13 protein-coding genes and 1 riboswitch are annotated in these 16,085 nt (G+C 71.0%); of the genes, 8 read left to right on the plus strand and 5 right to left on the minus strand.

Translation table 11 applies throughout. From position 1 onward, the window contains the following. Window positions 1–180 precede the first annotated feature (180 nt). Complete coding sequence (locus tag ABZ885_RS23000; RefSeq protein ID WP_360191624.1) at window positions 181–1,302, minus strand: DUF6421 family protein; 1,122 nt, start codon at window positions 1,300–1,302, stop codon at window positions 181–183. Between the two features lie 290 nt (window positions 1,303–1,592). On the opposite strand from ABZ885_RS23000, the gene ABZ885_RS23005 reads away from it, so the two are divergent. Next, window positions 1,593–2,348 (plus strand): alpha/beta fold hydrolase, encoded by a 756-nt coding sequence (locus ABZ885_RS23005; RefSeq protein WP_360191627.1) that lies wholly within the window; start codon window positions 1,593–1,595, stop codon window positions 2,346–2,348. An 87-nt stretch (window positions 2,349–2,435) separates the two neighbouring features. On the opposite strand, the gene ABZ885_RS23010 is transcribed toward ABZ885_RS23005, so the two are convergent. From ABZ885_RS23010 to gcvT, 4 genes are all read right to left on the minus strand, one after another. Then, window positions 2,436–3,803 carry an L-serine ammonia-lyase gene (locus ABZ885_RS23010; protein WP_360191630.1) on the minus strand — a complete coding sequence of 456 codons (1,368 nt, stop codon included), beginning with the start codon at window positions 3,801–3,803 and terminating at the stop codon, window positions 2,436–2,438. A 181-nt stretch (window positions 3,804–3,984) separates the two neighbouring features. Beyond that, window positions 3,985–5,253 carry a serine hydroxymethyltransferase gene (glyA, locus tag ABZ885_RS23015; RefSeq protein WP_360191633.1) on the minus strand — a complete coding sequence of 423 codons (1,269 nt, stop codon included), beginning with the start codon at window positions 5,251–5,253 and terminating at the stop codon, window positions 3,985–3,987. A gap of 98 nt (window positions 5,254–5,351) precedes the next feature. Next, a complete protein-coding gene (gene gcvH / locus ABZ885_RS23020; RefSeq protein ID WP_360191636.1) occupies window positions 5,352–5,732 on the minus strand; it encodes a glycine cleavage system protein GcvH in 381 nt (126 codons plus the stop codon). A gap of 77 nt (window positions 5,733–5,809) precedes the next feature. Continuing rightward, window positions 5,810–6,931 (minus strand): glycine cleavage system aminomethyltransferase GcvT, encoded by a 1,122-nt coding sequence (gcvT, locus tag ABZ885_RS23025; protein WP_360191639.1) that lies wholly within the window; start codon window positions 6,929–6,931, stop codon window positions 5,810–5,812. Window positions 6,932–7,163: 232 nt separating this feature from the next. Next, window positions 7,164–7,269, minus strand: a riboswitch (glycine riboswitch). A 170-nt stretch (window positions 7,270–7,439) separates the two neighbouring features. Here gcvT and ABZ885_RS23030 point away from each other — a divergent pair. The 7 genes from ABZ885_RS23030 to ABZ885_RS23060 all read left to right on the plus strand — a co-directional run bounded on the left by ABZ885_RS23030 (window position 7,440) and on the right by ABZ885_RS23060 (window position 15,980). Next, a complete protein-coding gene (locus ABZ885_RS23030; RefSeq protein ID WP_360191642.1) occupies window positions 7,440–8,240 on the plus strand; it encodes an enhanced serine sensitivity protein SseB in 801 nt (266 codons plus the stop codon). Between the two features lie 167 nt (window positions 8,241–8,407). Beyond that, window positions 8,408–9,361, plus strand: coding sequence for an enhanced serine sensitivity protein SseB C-terminal domain-containing protein (locus ABZ885_RS23035; protein ID WP_360191645.1), 954 nt, complete (start codon window positions 8,408–8,410; stop codon window positions 9,359–9,361). Between the two features lie 511 nt (window positions 9,362–9,872). Continuing rightward, window positions 9,873–10,862, plus strand: coding sequence for an ABC transporter permease (locus ABZ885_RS23040; protein ID WP_360191648.1), 990 nt, complete (start codon window positions 9,873–9,875; stop codon window positions 10,860–10,862). Between the two features lie 55 nt (window positions 10,863–10,917). Beyond that, entirely contained in the window at window positions 10,918–12,684 is a 1,767-nt protein-coding gene (locus tag ABZ885_RS23045; RefSeq protein ID WP_360191651.1) for an ABC transporter substrate-binding protein, read from the plus strand. A 98-nt stretch (window positions 12,685–12,782) separates the two neighbouring features. Next, window positions 12,783–13,793 carry an ABC transporter permease gene (locus ABZ885_RS23050; protein ID WP_360191654.1) on the plus strand — a complete coding sequence of 337 codons (1,011 nt, stop codon included), beginning with the start codon at window positions 12,783–12,785 and terminating at the stop codon, window positions 13,791–13,793. Beyond that, window positions 13,790–14,857 (plus strand): ABC transporter ATP-binding protein, encoded by a 1,068-nt coding sequence (locus ABZ885_RS23055; RefSeq protein ID WP_360191657.1) that lies wholly within the window; start codon window positions 13,790–13,792, stop codon window positions 14,855–14,857. The genes ABZ885_RS23050 and ABZ885_RS23055 overlap by 4 nt, the downstream gene beginning before the upstream one ends. Before the next feature lie 34 nt (window positions 14,858–14,891). After that, entirely contained in the window at window positions 14,892–15,980 is a 1,089-nt protein-coding gene (locus ABZ885_RS23060) for a dipeptide ABC transporter ATP-binding protein (protein WP_360191660.1), read from the plus strand. The last annotated feature ends 105 nt before the right edge of the window (window positions 15,981–16,085 follow it).

A 16,085-nucleotide genomic window follows, 5' to 3' on the forward strand; every position in this document is an offset into this window, starting at 1 on the left:
CCTCTCCCCACCCCCGCCCCTCGGCCCCCCCCGGCGCGGCCGGGGGCGCGGCGGCCCCGGCGCGGACCGGGCCGGCCCTTCGCCGGGACGGCACGAAGGTGCCCCGCGGCCCGCGGCGGTTCCGGCTCGGCCGGGACCGTCGCGGGCGCGGGGCACCGGGTGCCGCCCGCCCGGGGCGTCTCAGACGCCCAGGCGCTCCTTGATCTCCGCGAAGAACGGGATGTGGCGGTAGTCCTTCGCCACCGGGTCGTAGTCGGTGTACCGGTTGGTGAATCCCAGGAGGTCCTGCTGGACCTCCTCGACCGGCTTGGTGTGGATCCGCTGCTCGATCCGCTGGATCTCGCCGAGGAATGCGGCGAGGACGGCGGGCAGCTCGTCGTGGAGCCGTATCAGGCCGTCGCGCAGCTCGATCCCGCCGTGCTCGGAGAGGTAGTTGAAAAGGAGCTGCGAGGCGACCGCGTCGTAATTGGGGCGGGGAATTCCCTCGACCGCGTAACGGAGCAGGCGCTCGGAGAGGATGTACTCGTACGCGAGCTGGGCCTCCTGCTGCGGGAGTTCCCGGTCGTTCAGGCAGACCAGCATCGCGGAAACGTCGACCCGCAGTTCCTCCAGGCCGGCCAGCGGCTTCAGCTTCTTGATCGGGAGGAATTCCGGAATGGGCATGTCGCCCTGCCGGTGGTGGTATTCGTGCAGTCGCACCCACCAAGACGAGGCCTGCTCCACCGTGCGGTCGTCGACGCCCCGGAGGAGCGGGAGGCTGCCCTCGGCCATCACCGCGTCGATCATCTTCCGGGTGATGCGGTTGTGGCGTTCGACGAACTTGTTGATGAAGTAGAAGATCAGGTCGTCGCCGTGCTGGAAGCCGTCGATGTGGTTCTCCGGGAACAGCGCCACGACCACGCGCGACTCGAACCCGGTCGAGCTGGCCGTGATGTTGACCGGCATGGTGTTGCTGGCGTACCGGGTGGCCAGGTGCGGGTTGGTCGGCAGCGTCTCGTACGTCAGGTACTCCAGCGAGAGGGAGGGGAAGTACGAGGCGTCGAACAGGGAGAACAGGTGGTGGTCGCGCTCCCCGTTGATGTGGGCCTTGACGGCGGCGAGGCGGGGCTCGGCGGAGTAGTTCCGGAGGTCCTCGACCAGCGCCCGGGCCGCGGGCTGCCGGCCCAGGTTGGGCGAGTCGGCGATGAGCTGGGCCAGCTGGTCCAGGAAGCTCTGGTCACGGAAGGAATCGCGCGATCCCTTGATCTTCTCGCGGAGGCCGTTGACCTCGTCGATGACCTCGGATGCCGTGCTGTTCGACATGCGCACCTTCTTTTCAGGTGTGAGTGCTTGCTTGAACGAGACTGTGTCCGGAGTCCAGATGGGGAAATATTGGCACACGGCCCCGCGTCGCACCACCTATTTCGGGACTTTCTCGCGGAGTGCCGTCGCTCTGCGTCGGAATGTCCATTTTTCGGGTCTTTCCGAGACCTGCTTGCGCATTCCCGGATTCTTTGGTTAGCGTGAGATCCGGGGTCTGTGCCGGGATTTATGAAAATCCTTCGCAGGGTTCCGAATTAAACCGGACGGGACAAGAAAGGAAACCCCGGGCCATGGCACGCACCGTCGGGACGGACGACCGCTGGCTCCGGCGGTACCAGCGGGCCGATCCCGGTGCTCCGACGCTCGTCTGCCTGCCGCACGCGGGCGGCAGCGCGACCTTCTTCTTCCCGGTGGCCCGGGCGCTGGCCCCGCGCTGCGAGGTGGTGGCGGTCCAGTACCCGGGCCGGCAGGACCGCTTCGGGGAGCCGCTGCCGGGCTCGCTCGACGAGCTCGTCGAGCAGGTCTTCCCGGTGCTCCGGCGCGCCGTCGGCGGCCCGGTGGCGTTCTTCGGCCACAGCATGGGCGCCTCGGTCGCCTTCGAGCTGGCCCGCCGCTTCGAGCGGGCGGGCACCGTACCGGTCGCGCTCTTCGTCTCGGGGCGCCCCGCGCCGTCCCGCCACCGGACGGGCGGCACCGTCCACCTCGCCACGGACGACGAGCTGATCGCGCACCTGCGCTCGCTCAGCGGCACCGGCGTCGGGGCCTCCGGCCACGAGGAGCTGCTGCGGCTGGCGCTGCCGGCCGTGCGCAGCGACTACCGGGCGGCCGAGACCTACCGGTACCGCCCCGGCCCCGGACTCTCCTGCCCGGTGCAGGTGTTCACCGGGGACCGGGACGACATGGTCACCGACGCGGAGGCGCGCGCCTGGGGCGACCACACCTCGGGGGCGTTCGGCCACCTGCGCCTCCCCGGCGGGCACTTCGCCCTGGTCGAGCACCAGGCCGAGGTCCTCGCCGCGGTCGCCGGGCGGCTCACCGCGCCGTGACCGCCGGGGCCGGTGCCCGGAACGGCGGACGGCCCCGCGTACGGCGTGTACGCGGGGCCGCCCGGCCGGACCGGCCTGTGGTCCGGATCAGCACTCGATGACGTTGACGGCGAGGCCGCCGCGCGAGGTCTCCTTGTACTTGATCTTCATGTCGGCGCCGGTCTCCTTCATGGTCTTGATCGCCTTGTCGAGGGAGACGTGGTGCCGGCCGTCGCCGCGCAGGGCCATCCGGGCGGCGGTGACGGCCTTCACGGAGGCCATGCCGTTGCGCTCGATGCAGGGGATCTGGACCAGGCCGCCGACCGGGTCGCAGGTGAGGCCGAGGTTGTGCTCGATGCCGATCTCGGCGGCGTTCTCGACCTGCTCGGGGGTGCCGCCGAGGACCTCGGCGAGCCCGCCGGCCGCCATCGAGCAGGCCGAGCCGACCTCGCCCTGGCAGCCGACCTCGGCACCGGAGATGGAGGCGTTCTCCTTGAACAGCATGCCGATCGCGCCGGCCGCGAGCAGGAAGCGGACGATGCCGTCCTCGTCGGCGCCGGGGATGAAGTTCAGGTAGTAGTGCAGGACGGCCGGGATGATGCCGGCCGCGCCGTTGGTGGGGGCGGTGACCACGCGGCGGCCGGAGGCGTTCTCCTCGTTGACGGCCATCGCGTAGAGGGTCACCCACTCCATCGCGTTGGCCGGGCCGATGCCCTCGGCGCGCAGGGCGCGGGCGGCCGCGGCGGCTCGGCGGCGGACCTTGAGGCCGCCGGGGAGGATGCCCTCGCGGGACATGCCGGCCCGGACGCACTCCTGCATGACCCGCCAGATCTCCAGCAGGCCGGCCCGGATCTCCTCCTCGGTGCGCCAGGCCTTCTCGTTCTCCAGCATCAGGCCGGAGATGGACAGGCCGGTCTCCCGGGTGAGGCGGAGCAGCTCCTCGCCGGTGCGGAACGGGTACTTCAGCGCGGTGTCGTCGGGCTTGACCCGGTCGGCGCCGATGGCGTCCTCGTCGACCACGAAGCCGCCGCCGACCGAGTAGTAGGTCTTCTCCAGCAGCGTGGAGCCGTCGGCGGCGAAGGCCCAGAGGGTCATGCCGTTGGCGTGGTAGGGCAGCGAGCGGCGCCGGTGCAGGACCAGCTGGCTGTCGGGGTCGAAGTCGATGGCGTGCACGCCGAGCAGGTTGATCCGCTTCTCGGCGGTGATCCGCTCGACGTCCAGGTCCGCCTGGTCGACGTCGACGGTGCGCGGGGAGTGGTTCTCCAGGCCGAGCAGGACGGCCTTCGGCGTGCCGTGGCCGTGGCCGGTGGCGCCGAGCGAGCCGTAGAGCTCCGCGCGCACGCTCGCCACGTCGGTCAGCAGGCCCTCGGACTTCAGGCGGCGGGCGAACATCCGGGCGGCGCGCATCGGGCCGACGGTGTGGGAGCTCGACGGGCCGATGCCGATGGAGAAGAGGTCGAAGACGCTGATGGCCACGGAGGACGTCCTTGTCTGGTCTCGTGGAGGGCTGCTGGTGGGACAGCAGGGGCGGTACATGGGACGGGGCACCGCGCGCACTTTCCAGTGTGCGCGGTGCCCCGGAAACAGCAGGTGGCCGACCGGCGTGAGGCCGGTCACCAAGGCCCGACGATCGGGCCGGGAGGATCGGACCGAACGATCAGAGGTTCGGGTACAGCGGGTACTTCTCGGCGAGCGCGGTGACCCGGGCCTTCAGGGCCTCGGCGACCGTCTCGTCGAAGGCCGGCTTCAGGGCCTCGGCGATGATGTCGGCGACCTCGCGGAAGTCCTCGGCCTGGAAGCCGCGGGTGGCCAGGGCCGGGGTGCCGATCCGCAGGCCGGAGGTGACCATCGGCGGGCGCGGGTCGTTCGGGATGGCGTTGCGGTTGACCGTGATGCCGACCTCGTGCAGGCGGTCCTCGGCCTGCTGGCCGTCGAGCTGGCTGTTGCGCAGGTCGACCAGGACCAGGTGGACGTCGGTGCCGCCGGACAGCACGGAGGCGCCGGCCTCGGCCACGTCCGCCTGGAGCAGGCGATCGGCGAGGATCCGGGCGCCGTCCAGGGTGCGCTGCTGGCGCTCCTTGAACTCCTCCGTGGCGGCGACCTTGAAGGCGACCGCCTTGCCGGCGATCACGTGCTCCAGCGGACCGCCCTGCTGACCCGGGAAGACCGCGGAGTTGATCTTCTTGGCCCACTCGGCCTTGGAGAGGATGACGCCGCCGCGCGGGCCGCCCAGGGTCTTGTGGGTGGTGGTGGTGACCACGTCCGCGAACGGCACCGGGTTCGGGTGCAGGCCCGCGGCGACCAGGCCGGCGAAGTGCGCCATGTCGACCATGAGCAGGGCGCCGACCTCGTCGGCGATCCGGCGGAACTCGGCGAAGTCCAGCTGGCGCGGGTAGGCGGACCAGCCGGCGATGATCAGCTTCGGCTGGTGCTCCTTGGCGAGGCGCTCGACCTCGGCCATGTCGACCTGGCCGGTCTTCTCGTCCACGTGGTACGCGGCCACGTTGTAGAGCTTGCCGGAGAAGTTGATCTTCATGCCGTGGGTCAGGTGACCGCCGTGGGCCAGGCTCAGGCCCAGGATGGTGTCGCCCGGCTGGATCAGCGCGAACATCGCGGCGGCGTTGGCCTGCGCGCCGGAGTGCGGCTGGACGTTGGCGTGCTCGGCGCCGAACAGGGCCTTGATCCGGTCGATCGCGATCTGCTCGACCACGTCGACGTGCTCGCAGCCGCCGTAGTAGCGGCGCCCGGGGTAGCCCTCGGCGTACTTGTTGGTCAGCACCGAGCCCTGGGCCTCCATGACCGCCACCGGGGCGAAGTTCTCGGAGGCGATCATTTCCAGGGTGGTCTGCTGGCGGTGCAGCTCGGCGTCGACCGCGGCGGCGATCTCCGGGTCGAGAGCGTGCAGGGACTGGTTGAGAACCGTCATGGTGTGGTCTTCCCGGGAGGAGGGAGTGCGGGGGCGGCCGGCGGCACGTCGGCCGGCGTCGGGGCGGCCGCCGCGCGGCCGCCGCCCCGACGGGGGGCTCAGGCCGAGGGGTTGGTGAGCGCGTCGTACTCGGCGGCGCTCAGCAGCTCGTCGGTCGCCTCGACGCGCACCTTGAACAGCCAGCCGCCGTCGAACGGCTCGCTGTTGACCAGGCTGTTGTCGTCCGCGACGGCCTCGTTGACCTCGACGATCTCACCGGTGACCGGCGAGTACAGGTCGCTGACCGACTTGGTGGACTCGAGCTCGCCACAGGTCTCACCCGCGGTCACGGTGTCGCCGACCTCGGGCAGCTGCACGTAGACGATGTCACCGAGGGCGTCGGCGGCGTGCTTGGTGATGCCGACCGTGGAGACACCGTCCTCGGCGGCGGTCAGCCACTCGTGCTCCTTGGTGTACTGCAGGTGCGTGGGGTTGCTCATGACGTCATTCTCCAGGATGGGAAGCGGGTACGACGAAGCGCCCCGGTGGCCGGGTGTGCCTCGGTGTGGGGTAGGGGTCAGCGGGCGCGCTTGTAGAACGGCAGCGCCACGACCTGGACCGGCTCGTGCTTGCCGCGGACGTCCACGGCGACGGTGGTGCCGGGGGCGGAGTGCGCCGCGTCCACGTAGGCGATGGCGATCGGCTTGCCCAGGGTGGGGGAGGGCGCGCCGGAGGTGATCCGGCCGATCGGCCCGCCGTCGGCGGAGACCACGGCGTACTCGGCGCGCGGCACGCGCTTGCCCTCGGAGACCAGGCCGACCAGCACCCGCGGCGGGTTGGCCTCGGCCTCGGCGGCGGCCTTCTCCAGCGCCTTGCGGCCGATGAACGCGCCCCCGTTGGTGGTCTTGTCGAAGCGGACCACCCGGCCGAGGCCGGCGTCGAACGGGGTCAGCTCGGTGGAGAGCTCGTGGCCGTAGAGCGGCATGCCGGCCTCCAGGCGCAGCGTGTCGCGGCAGGACAGGCCGCAGGGGACGAGGCCGCGCTCGGCGCCGGCCCCGGTCAGCGCCTGCCAGATGTGCTCGGCGTCGCCCGGGTTGCAGAAGATCTCGAAGCCGTCCTCGCCGGTGTAGCCGGTGCGGGCGAGCAGCACGTCGCGGCCGGCCACCTGGGCGGGGAGGATCGCGTAGTACTTCAGGCCGGGCAGGTCGGCCTCGGTGGTGTCGGCCAGGATGCCGGTGGCCTCCGGGCCCTGGACGGCGATCAGCGCGTAGGTGTCGCGGTCGTCGGTGACGACGGCGTCGAAGCCCTTGGCACGGGCGATCAGCTCGTCCAGCACCAGCTGGGCGTTGGAGGCGTTGGCGACCACCAGGAAGGCGTCCTCGCGCAGGCGGTAGACGATCAGGTCGTCCAGGATGCCGCCGTCCTCGGCGCAGATCATGGTGTAGCGGGCGCGCAGCACGCCCAGCGCGGAGACGAAGCCGACCAGCGCGTGGTCCAGCATCTCGCCGGCCTGCGGGCCGGTGACGGTGATCTCGCCCATGTGGGAGAGGTCGAAGAGACCGGCCTTGGTGCGGACGGCGAGGTGCTCCTCGCGCTCGCTGCCGTAGCGCAGCGGCATGTCCCAGCCCGCGAAGTCGGTCATGGTCGCGCCGAGGGCGCGGTGCAGCGCGTCGAGCGCGGTGAGGCGGAGGGACGACATGGCCTGGAACTCCTCGGTCTGGGCACTCAGGGGTGCGCACGCCGGACCGGTCCCGCTCGGGGAGGGACCTGACCTGCGCGCGGGCATGCGGCGGTTGGGTCTCCCCATCTGTCGTCGTACCTGAGAGCTTCACCGTCGCGCGCCCGCAGCTCTTTACAGCTAACAGGACAGCATGGCGGCTTGCACCGTGGGTGGGCGCACGACAGGGCCGTACGCCGCTTTCCAGATGTGCCTAGCCCGTGCGGTAGGGGTGCCTGAGAGATTCCGGGGAGGACTTGCTCCTTCGGCGCCGGCCGTACCGCCTGGGGCGGCACTCCGGACTCTCCCGCGCGGGTTCGAGCGGCCGGTATGGAGTTGGTGGCGTCCCTGCGGGTCGCACCGGCGGGAACGCACGGAAGCACGCGGGACGCGCACATCATGGCACGTCCGGCGCCCGCGCGGGAGAGGGGCCCCGGGCGGCCCGCTAGGCTTCACGCGTCGACGAGCCAGTGAGGCGGTACCAGGGCAGATGGGGATCCCGGAGCAGCAGCAGGGGTGGGGCGGCCCGGAGGCGGCGCCGCAGGGCGGTGGTTGGCCCGCCAACGAGCTGGAGCAGGTGCTCACCGCCGCGCTCGGCGACCCGGGCGCGACCCCCCGGGTGTTCGAGGTGCTGGCCCGCAGCCAGGTGTGGATCCCGCTGCCGGCCGGGGGCGACCCGCAGGGCCGGTCGTTGGACCTGCCGACCGTCGAGCTGGCCGGCGAGCCGTACGTGCCGGTCTTCTCCTCCCAGGAGGTCCTGCTGCAGCAGGCGCCGGGGATGGCGTTCGCGATCGCGCCGGTCTGGGAGTTCGCCCGCGGGCTGCCGCTGGGCGTGGGCATCGCGGTGAACCCGGAGGCGCCGGTGGGCCTCCCGGTGCCGCCGCAGGGCGTGGCCGAGCTGCGGCGCGGGCCGCGCGAGGACCGCTGGGAGGCCGCCGAGGACGCCGCCGCGCCGACCGGCGGCCGGGTGGCGCTGCGCGAGCCGGTGCCGGGCGAGGACCCGGAGGCCTTCCTGGCCGCCTGCCGCGCCGAGCTGTCGGCACTGCCGGGCGTGCTGACCGCCCGCCGCGCGCTGGCCAGCGTCGAGGGCGAGCCGACCGTGATGTTCGTCGGCGTCCAGCTGGACCGGCTGGCCCCGGCCGACCCGGCCGCGGTCAACGAGGCGCTGGGCCGGGCGCTGGGAACCGCGCCGCTGCCGGGCGGCGTCCACCTCGTGCTGCTCGACCTCGCGGAGGACCCCGTGGTCGAGTGGCTGCTCAACCGGGTCCAGCCGTTCTACACGCGGATGTGAGCCCGCCCCCTCCCCGCCCGTCGTCGGGCGGCCCGCCAACGGGTGGGAGGGGCTTCAAGGCAGGCACGTCGGCGTGGCGGTGGTCGGTGGCGCCCCATAGGGTGCGAGCAGACACTCTCCGGGCCGGCGGCGGGTGAGGGAAAGAAGAGGCGCAGCGAGGTGGGCGCATGAGTGCGGGAGCGGTAGGCGGCGGTGCACCGGGTCCCTGGGGCCAGGCACCCGCCGGGCGCCCCGGCGCGGATCCGAGAGCGCTGGAGCACGCCCTGCGCGAGGTCGCGCCGGAGCGCTGGGACGCGTACGAGAAGCTGCTGCACGCCCTGGCCGAGGGCCAGGTGTGGATGCTGCTCTGGCACGGCACGCCCGGCAGCCCGGACGCCCAGTACGGGAACATGGAGATCAGCGGCCACGGCTACGCGCCGGCGGTGACCTCGCCCGAGCAGCTCGCGGCCTCCGGCTGGGCGCGGGCGCACGAGGTGATCTCGGGGCGCGAGATCGCCGCCTCGCTCTACCGGACCCGCTGGGGCCTCTGGCTGAACCCGCACGCGCCGGGCGGCGGGGTCGGCGTGCCCTGGGCCGACCTGCGGCGGATCGCGGCCGGCCTGGACCGGCTGCCGGCCGGGCCGCTGAAGCTGAGTGAACCGCAGGTGCCCGCGCAGCAGTTCTTCGCGCTGCTGGAGCGGCAGGCGGCCGAGGTGCGCGCGGTCAAGGCGCTGCGCCGGGCCTGGGTGCAGCCCTCCGTGGGCGAACCGTACCTGGCCATCGGTCTTGAGCTGTACGAGAGTTCACCGCCCGCGGTGGAGGCCGTCCGGGCGCTGATGCAGCGCGCGATCGCGGTCGCGCCGGAGGGGCTGGCCGTCTCCACGGTGGCGATGGGGGACGAGTACGACCCGGTGGCGCTCTGGATGCGGGCCCATGCGCGGCCGTTCTACGACCGCGAGGCGGCCGGCCACGGGCGGCCGCAGACGGGGCCGTACCCGCCGGTGCCCCCGCCGCCGTACGCCTCGCAGGCGGGCCCGGGGTACGCCTACGGCACCCAGGGGCCCGGCCCGGGCTGGCAGGGGCACCAGCAGCCGCAGCAGCAGCCGCCGCAGCAGCCGTGGCCCGGCTACCCGGGGCGCTGACCCGCCCGCCGCATCCCGGGGTACAAACCGGGCATCCGGCCCGAATCCCCTCCGCAGGACCGGTCTGACGTCACGTCAGGCCGGTCCTGCGGCGTTTCCGGCCGGTTCCGCGGGGAAGTCCTGTTTCGGCTCTTGACATGGATGTAACAGCCGTGTGAAGACCGCTATGCCGAAGATCAAGAGGTGCATGCCTGCAGATCACAGTTGGGCATCTGTCGGTTGTCAGGGCTGGCGCAAGCCAGTTCGTATGGCAGAGAGTTCTGCGCAACGCACCGCGCGTGGTTGGCGCCTCACAAAGGCGAACGCGCAGGCGGACCCGCTGGATCCACGTGACGCCCATTCCGCGTGGCGGCAGTACCCGAGCCCGCAGTACCGCACGACGTACCGCTGTTGAAACACCGTCCTGTAACTCCGCACGTCCGCACCTCCGCACGTCCGCATTAGCCGTACCGCCGATCCGGCGACCGGCACCCGTGGGCCGGCCACCGTCGGCGAGGGGACCGAACTGACCATGACCGCACCCGTCAAGACCGCCGGGAACGAACCGGGGGCAGCCGCCGCCGCGAGCCCGGCCAAGAAGATCGAGGGCCGCTCGCTCGGCCAGATCGCCTGGACCCGCTTCAAGCGGGACAAGGCCGCCGTCGCCGGCGGCATCGTGGTGATCCTGCTGATCCTGCTCGCCGTGCTGGCCAAGCCGATCGAGTCGGTCTTCGGCCTGGATCCCGACGCGCTCAACCAGGACCTGCTGGACGCCAACCTCGGCGGCCTGCCGTTCGGGGACTGGGGCGGCATGAGTGCCGACCACCCGCTCGGCGTCGACCCGCTGCAGGGCCGTGACCTGCTCGCCCGGGTCGTCGAGGGCTCCTGGGTATCGCTGCTCGTCGCCTTCGGGGCGACCGTGCTCTCCAACACCATCGGCACCGTGCTCGGCGTGATGGCCGGCTACTACGGCGGCTGGGTGGACGCGGTGATCAGCCGGGTGATGGACGTCTTCCTCGCCTTCCCGCTGCTGCTCTTCGCCATCGCGATCTCCGCCTCGCTCCAGGGCGGCGCGTTCGGCCTGCACGGCCTCCCGCTGCACATCATGGTGCTGATCTTCGTGATCGGCTTCTTCAACTGGCCCTACATGGGCCGGATCGTGCGCGGCCAGACCCTCTCGCTGCGCGAGCGCGAGTTCGTCTACGCCGCCCGCAGCCTGGGCGCCCGCGGGCCGTTCATCCTGTTCAAGGAGCTGCTGCCCAACCTGGTCGGTCCGATCCTGGTCTACTCGACCCTGCTGATCCCGACCAACATCCTCTTCGAGGCGGGCCTCAGCTTCCTCGGCGTCGGCATCCAGGCCCCGCAGGCCTCCTGGGGCGGGATGCTCAACGACGCGATCAAGTACTACCAGGTGGACCCCCAGTACATGGTGGTCCCCGGTATGGCGATCTTCCTCACCGTGCTCGCCTTCAACCTGCTCGGCGACGGGCTGCGTGACGCCCTCGATCCCAAGAGCAACTGACGTTCCGTCAGGACCCTCCGATCCGCCATCACTTCCTCAAGGGGTTGATCCCACCATGCGCAGGTCCCGTACCGTCGCGCTGACCGCCGCGGCCGCCGCCGCGGTCCTGGTCATCACCGGCTGTTCGTCCGGCTCCTCCAAGAGCGGGGACAGCAACTCGTCCTCGGGCGCCGGCGCCGGCGCCGACGCGGCCACCAAGGGGGTCGTGAACGCCTCGGACAAGAAGGGCGGGACGGTCACCTACGAGATGAAGGGCACCCCGGACTCCCTGGACCCGGGCAACACGTACTACGCCTACATCTACAACTTCTCGCGCCTGTACGGGCGTCCGCTGACCACCTTCGCGCCGGGCCCCGGCGAGGAGGGCAACAAGCTGGTCCCGGACCTCGCCGAGTCGATGGGCCAGCCCAGCGCCGACGGCCTGAGCTGGACGTACAAGCTGCGCGCGGGCCTCAAGTACGAGGACGGCACGCCGATCACGGCCAAGGACGTCAAGTACGCGGTGGAGCGCTCCAACTGGGCGCCGGACGTGTTCGCCAACGGCCCGACGTACTTCCACGACCTGCTGGTCGACAACCCGACCCCCTACGAGGGCCCCTACAAGGACCCGTCGGGCGACCTCAAGGCGATCGAGACCCCGGACGACCTGACCATCGTCTTCCACCTGAAGCACGCCTTCGCGGACTTCGACTACCTGGTCTCCGCCCCGCAGACCGTCCCGGTCCCGAAGGACAAGGACAAGGGCGCCGACTACGTCAAGCACCCGATGGCCTCGGGCTCGTACAAGTTCGAGTCCTACGAGGACGGCAAGCAGCTCACGCTGGTGCCGAACACCAACTGGGACGCGAAGACCGACCCGATCCGCAAGCAGCTCGCGGACAAGATCCTGCTCAAGATGAACATCGAGCAGTCCACCATCGACAAGGACCTGCTGGCCGGCAACGCCCAGGTGGACCTCGTCGGCGGCGGCGTCGACCCGCAGACCCAGGCGCAGATCCTCAAGGACCAGAAGCTCAAGGCGAAGACGGACAACGCCTACGGCGGCCGCCTGGTCTACATGGCGATCGACAGCCAGGTCGCGCCGTTCGACAACGTGGACTGCCGCAAGGCCGTCCAGTACGCGATCGACAAGGTCTCGGTGCAGACCGCGATCGGCGGCCCGATCCGCGGCCAGATCGCCAACACCGTCCTCCCGGCGGACATCGCGGGCCACCAGGACGTCAACCTGTACGAGACCAAGGACAACAAGGGCGACGAGGGCAAGGCCAAGGACGCCCTGAAGGCCTGCGGCAAGCCGGAGGGCTTCTCCACCGTCCTCTCCGCCCGCACCGAGCGCGCCACCGAGATCGCCGCCGCGACCTCGATCCAGGCCGCGCTGAAGAAGATCGGCATCAACGCCGAGATCCAGCAGTTCCCGCAGGGCAAGTACCTCTCCGACAACGTCGGCGTGCCGGCGAAGAACAAGGAGAAGAACATCGGCCTGATGATGATGCAGTGGGGCGCCGACTGGCCGACCGGCTACGGCTTCCTGCAGCAGATCGTCGACGGCCGTGCCATCAAGGAGTCGGGCAACAGCAACCTGGCCTCGCTGAACGACCCCGCGATCAACAAGCTGATCGACGACGCCGCCGTCAACACCGACAAGGCGGCCCGCGAGAAGATCTACTCCGAGATCGACAAGAAGGTCATGGAGCAGGCCGTCTACGTCCCGCTGACCTACTTCAAGGTCTTCCTGTACCGCCCGGACAGCGCCACCAACCTGGTGTCCACCTCGGCCTTCTCCGGTGAGTACGACTACCTGAACATCGGTACGACCAAGTAAGAGCCTGGCTCCGTATCCCTGAAGGCAGGTGAAGGCAGCGGCGCCCGCCGCCGTCCGGAAGATCCCGGACGGCGGCGGGCCGCCGGAGCCGCCCAACTGTGTTTGCCTACATCCTCCGCAGGACGCTCGCGGCCGTGGTGCTGCTGCTGGTGGTCAGCGCGGTCACCTTCGCGATCTTCTTCCTGCTGCCGCGTCTGGCCGGCGAGACGACCGATCAGCTGGCCACCCAGTACATCGGGAAGAACCCCTCCCCCGAGGCGGTCGCGGCGGTCAAGAAGAACCTCGGGTTCGACCAGCCGATCTACGTCCAGTACGGGCGCTTCCTGAAGGCGCTGGTCAGCGGCGCCGAGTACAAGTTCGGCCCGGACGCGGCCACCTGCCACGTGCCCTGCTTCGGCTACTCCTTCAAGAACCACCTCGAGGTCTGGCCCGAGCTCACCAAGCGCATCCCGATCACGCTGTCGCTGGCCGTCGGCGCCGCGGTGCTCTGGCTGGTCTCCGGCGTCGCCACCGGCGTCGTCTCCGCGCTCAAGCCGCGGTCGATCTTCGACCGCCTCTCCATGGGCATCGCGCTGGCCGGCGTCTCGCTGCCGGTCTTCTTCACCGGCGCGCTGCTGCTCACGCTCTTCAGCTACGAGTGGCCGATCCTGGACAACCTGCAGTACGTGAACTTCACCGACGACCCGCTGATGTGGGCCCGCAACCTGATCCTCCCGTGGATCTCGCTGGCCTTCCTCTACTCCGCGCTCTACGCCCGGCTCACCCGCGCCGGAATGCTGGAGACGATGAGCGAGGACTACATCCGCACGGCCCGGGCCAAGGGCCTGGTCGAGCGCAAGGTGGTCGTCAAGCACGGTCTGCGCTCCGCGCTCACCCCGATCGTCACCATCTTCGGCATGGACCTCGGCCTGCTGCTGGGCGGCGCGCTCATCACCGAGCAGGTGTTCTCGCTGCAGGGCATCGGCGCCTTCGCGGTCTCGGCGATCGCCGACAACGACCTGCCGAAGATCCTCGGCGTCACCCTGCTCGCCGCCTTCTTCATCGTCCTCTGCAACCTCGTGGTTGACCTCCTGTACGCCGCTGTCGACCCCCGGGTGAGGCTGTCGTGACCGAGCTCCAGAAGACCGCGGCGCCGACGGCCGCCCCGACCGGGGACCCGTTCCTCTCCGTCCGGGACCTGCGGATCCACTTCGACACCGACGACGGCCTGGTCCGCTCGGTGGACGGGGTCAGCTTCGACCTGCACAAGGGGAAGACCCTCGGCATCGTCGGCGAGTCCGGCTCCGGCAAGTCCGTCACCTCGCTCGGCATCATGGGCCTGCACCGCTCCAAGCGGGCCCGGATCAGCGGCGAGATCCGGCTGGACGGCGAGGACCTGATCGCGGCCGGCCCGGAACGCGTCCGGGAGCTGCGCGGCCGGCGGATGGCGATGATCTTCCAGGACCCGCTGACCGCGATGCACCCGTACTACACGGTCGGCGCGCAGATCATCGAGGCCTATCGGGTGCACCACCCGCAGGCCACCAAGAAGCAGGCCCGCACCCGCGCGATCGAACTGCTCGACCGGGTCGGCATCCCGCAGCCGGACCGCCGGGTGGACGACTACCCGCACCAGTTCTCCGGCGGCATGCGCCAGCGCGCGATGATCGCCATGGCCCTGGTCAACGACCCCGCGCTGCTGATCGCCGACGAGCCCACCACCGCCCTGGACGTCACCGTCCAGGCGCAGATCCTGGACCTCATCCGCGACCTCCAGGACGAGTTCGGCTCGGCCGTCATCATCATCACCCACGACCTCGGGGTGGTCGCCGAGCTCTCCGACGACATCCTGGTCATGTACGGCGGCAAGTGCGTCGAGCGCGGCCCCGCCGAGACCCTCTTCGACGCGCCCGAACACCCTTACACCTGGGGCCTGCTGGGCTCGATGCCGCGCCTCGACCGCGAGCTGCAGGACCGCCTGGTCCCGGTCAAGGGCACCCCGCCCAGCCTGATCAACGTGCCCTCGGGCTGCGCCTTCCACCCGCGCTGCCCCTACGCCGAGCTGACCGGCGGGCGCTCCACGAGCGAGACCCCCGTGCTGGCCGAGGCCGCGCCCGGACACCACGCGGCCTGCCACCTCGCCGCCGCCGACCGGCACCGCATCTTCACCGAAGAGATCGCGCCCCGGCTGTGAGCCCGGCCTCGTACCACCATTCTGGAGAGAACCGATGACGGACACTCAGGCCGCGGCCCACGAACCCGTGAAGAAGGTCCCGGCGCCCACCCCCGCGTCCGACCGCGAGCCGCTGCTCAAGGTGACCGGCCTGACCCGGCACTTCCCGATCCGGGGCGGGCTGCTCCGGCGCCAGACCGGCGCGGTGCGGGCCGTCGACGGCATCGACTTCACGGTCAACGCGGGGGAGACCCTCGGGGTCGTCGGCGAGTCCGGCTGCGGCAAGTCGACCATGGGCCGACTGGTCACCCGGCTCGACGAACCCACCGGCGGGAAGATCGAGTTCGAGGGCACCGACATCACCCACCTGGGCGTCGGCGCGATGCGGCCGCTCCGCCGCGACATCCAGATGATCTTCCAGGACCCGTACTCCTCGCTGAACCCCCGGCACACCGTCGGCACCATCGTCGGCGCGCCGTTCCGGCTCCAGAAGGCGCAGCCGGCCGGCGGGATCAAGAAGGCCGTCCAGGAGCTGCTGGAGCTGTGCGGGCTCAGCCCCGAGCACTACAACCGCTACCCGCACGAGTTCTCCGGCGGCCAGCGCCAGCGCATCGGCATCGCCCGGGCGCTCGCCCTGCGGCCGAAGATGATCGTCGCGGACGAGCCGGTCTCCGCGCTCGACGTGTCGATCCAGGCGCAGGTGGTCAACCTGCTGGACGACCTGCAGCAGGAACTGGGCCTGACCTACCTGATCATCGCGCACGACCTCTCGGTGGTCCGGCACGTCTCCGACCGGGTCGCGGTGATGTACCTCGGCAAGGTCGTCGAGGTCGCCGACCGGGACTCGCTCTACAAGACCCCGATGCACCCGTACACCAACGCGCTGATGTCCGCGGTGCCGGTGCCGGACCCGCGCCGCCGGCACAGCGCCGGCCGCGACCGGATCCTGCTCAAGGGCGACGTGCCGTCCCCGATCAACCCGCCGTCCGGCTGCCGGTTCCGCACCCGCTGCTGGAAGGCCCAGGAGGTCTGCGCCACGCAGGAGCCGCCGCTCGCGGCGCTCAAGACCGGGCACCAGGTGGCTTGCCACTTCCCCGAGAACGCTCCGTCGGCCGCCGGGGAGAAGGCGGCCGCCTCGGCCTGAGGCCGGTACGACGAAGGGCCGTCCGCCCGGAGCCTGACTGCTCCGGGCCGCTCGATCATCTGCTCGGCCATGAGGTTGTAGGTCGCGGGGAAGAACAGCACCTCG

Origin of the sequence: Kitasatospora sp. NPDC047058 (assembly GCF_040643935.1) — a bacterium.
In the GTDB taxonomy this organism is placed as follows: domain Bacteria; phylum Actinomycetota; class Actinomycetes; order Streptomycetales; family Streptomycetaceae; genus Kitasatospora.

Excerpts from the sequence above, each read along its gene's own strand:
- ABZ885_RS23060 (WP_360191660.1), top strand. The coding sequence starts at position 14,892 with ATGACGGACACTCAGGCCGCGGCCCACGAACCCGTGAAGAAGGTCCCG.
- ABZ885_RS23045 (WP_360191651.1), top strand. The coding sequence starts at position 10,918 with ATGCGCAGGTCCCGTACCGTCGCGCTGACCGCCGCGGCCGCCGCCGCG.
- ABZ885_RS23005 (WP_360191627.1), top strand. The coding sequence starts at position 1,593 with ATGGCACGCACCGTCGGGACGGACGACCGCTGGCTCCGGCGGTACCAG.
- ABZ885_RS23000 (WP_360191624.1), bottom strand. The coding sequence starts at position 1,302 with ATGTCGAACAGCACGGCATCCGAGGTCATCGACGAGGTCAACGGCCTC.
- gcvH (WP_360191636.1), bottom strand. The coding sequence starts at position 5,732 with ATGAGCAACCCCACGCACCTGCAGTACACCAAGGAGCACGAGTGGCTG.
- ABZ885_RS23035 (WP_360191645.1), top strand. The coding sequence starts at position 8,408 with ATGAGTGCGGGAGCGGTAGGCGGCGGTGCACCGGGTCCCTGGGGCCAG.
- gcvT (WP_360191639.1), bottom strand. The coding sequence starts at position 6,931 with ATGTCGTCCCTCCGCCTCACCGCGCTCGACGCGCTGCACCGCGCCCTC.
- ABZ885_RS23040 (WP_360191648.1), top strand. The coding sequence starts at position 9,873 with ATGACCGCACCCGTCAAGACCGCCGGGAACGAACCGGGGGCAGCCGCC.
- ABZ885_RS23030 (WP_360191642.1), top strand. The coding sequence starts at position 7,440 with ATGGGGATCCCGGAGCAGCAGCAGGGGTGGGGCGGCCCGGAGGCGGCG.
- glyA (WP_360191633.1), bottom strand. The coding sequence starts at position 5,253 with ATGACGGTTCTCAACCAGTCCCTGCACGCTCTCGACCCGGAGATCGCC.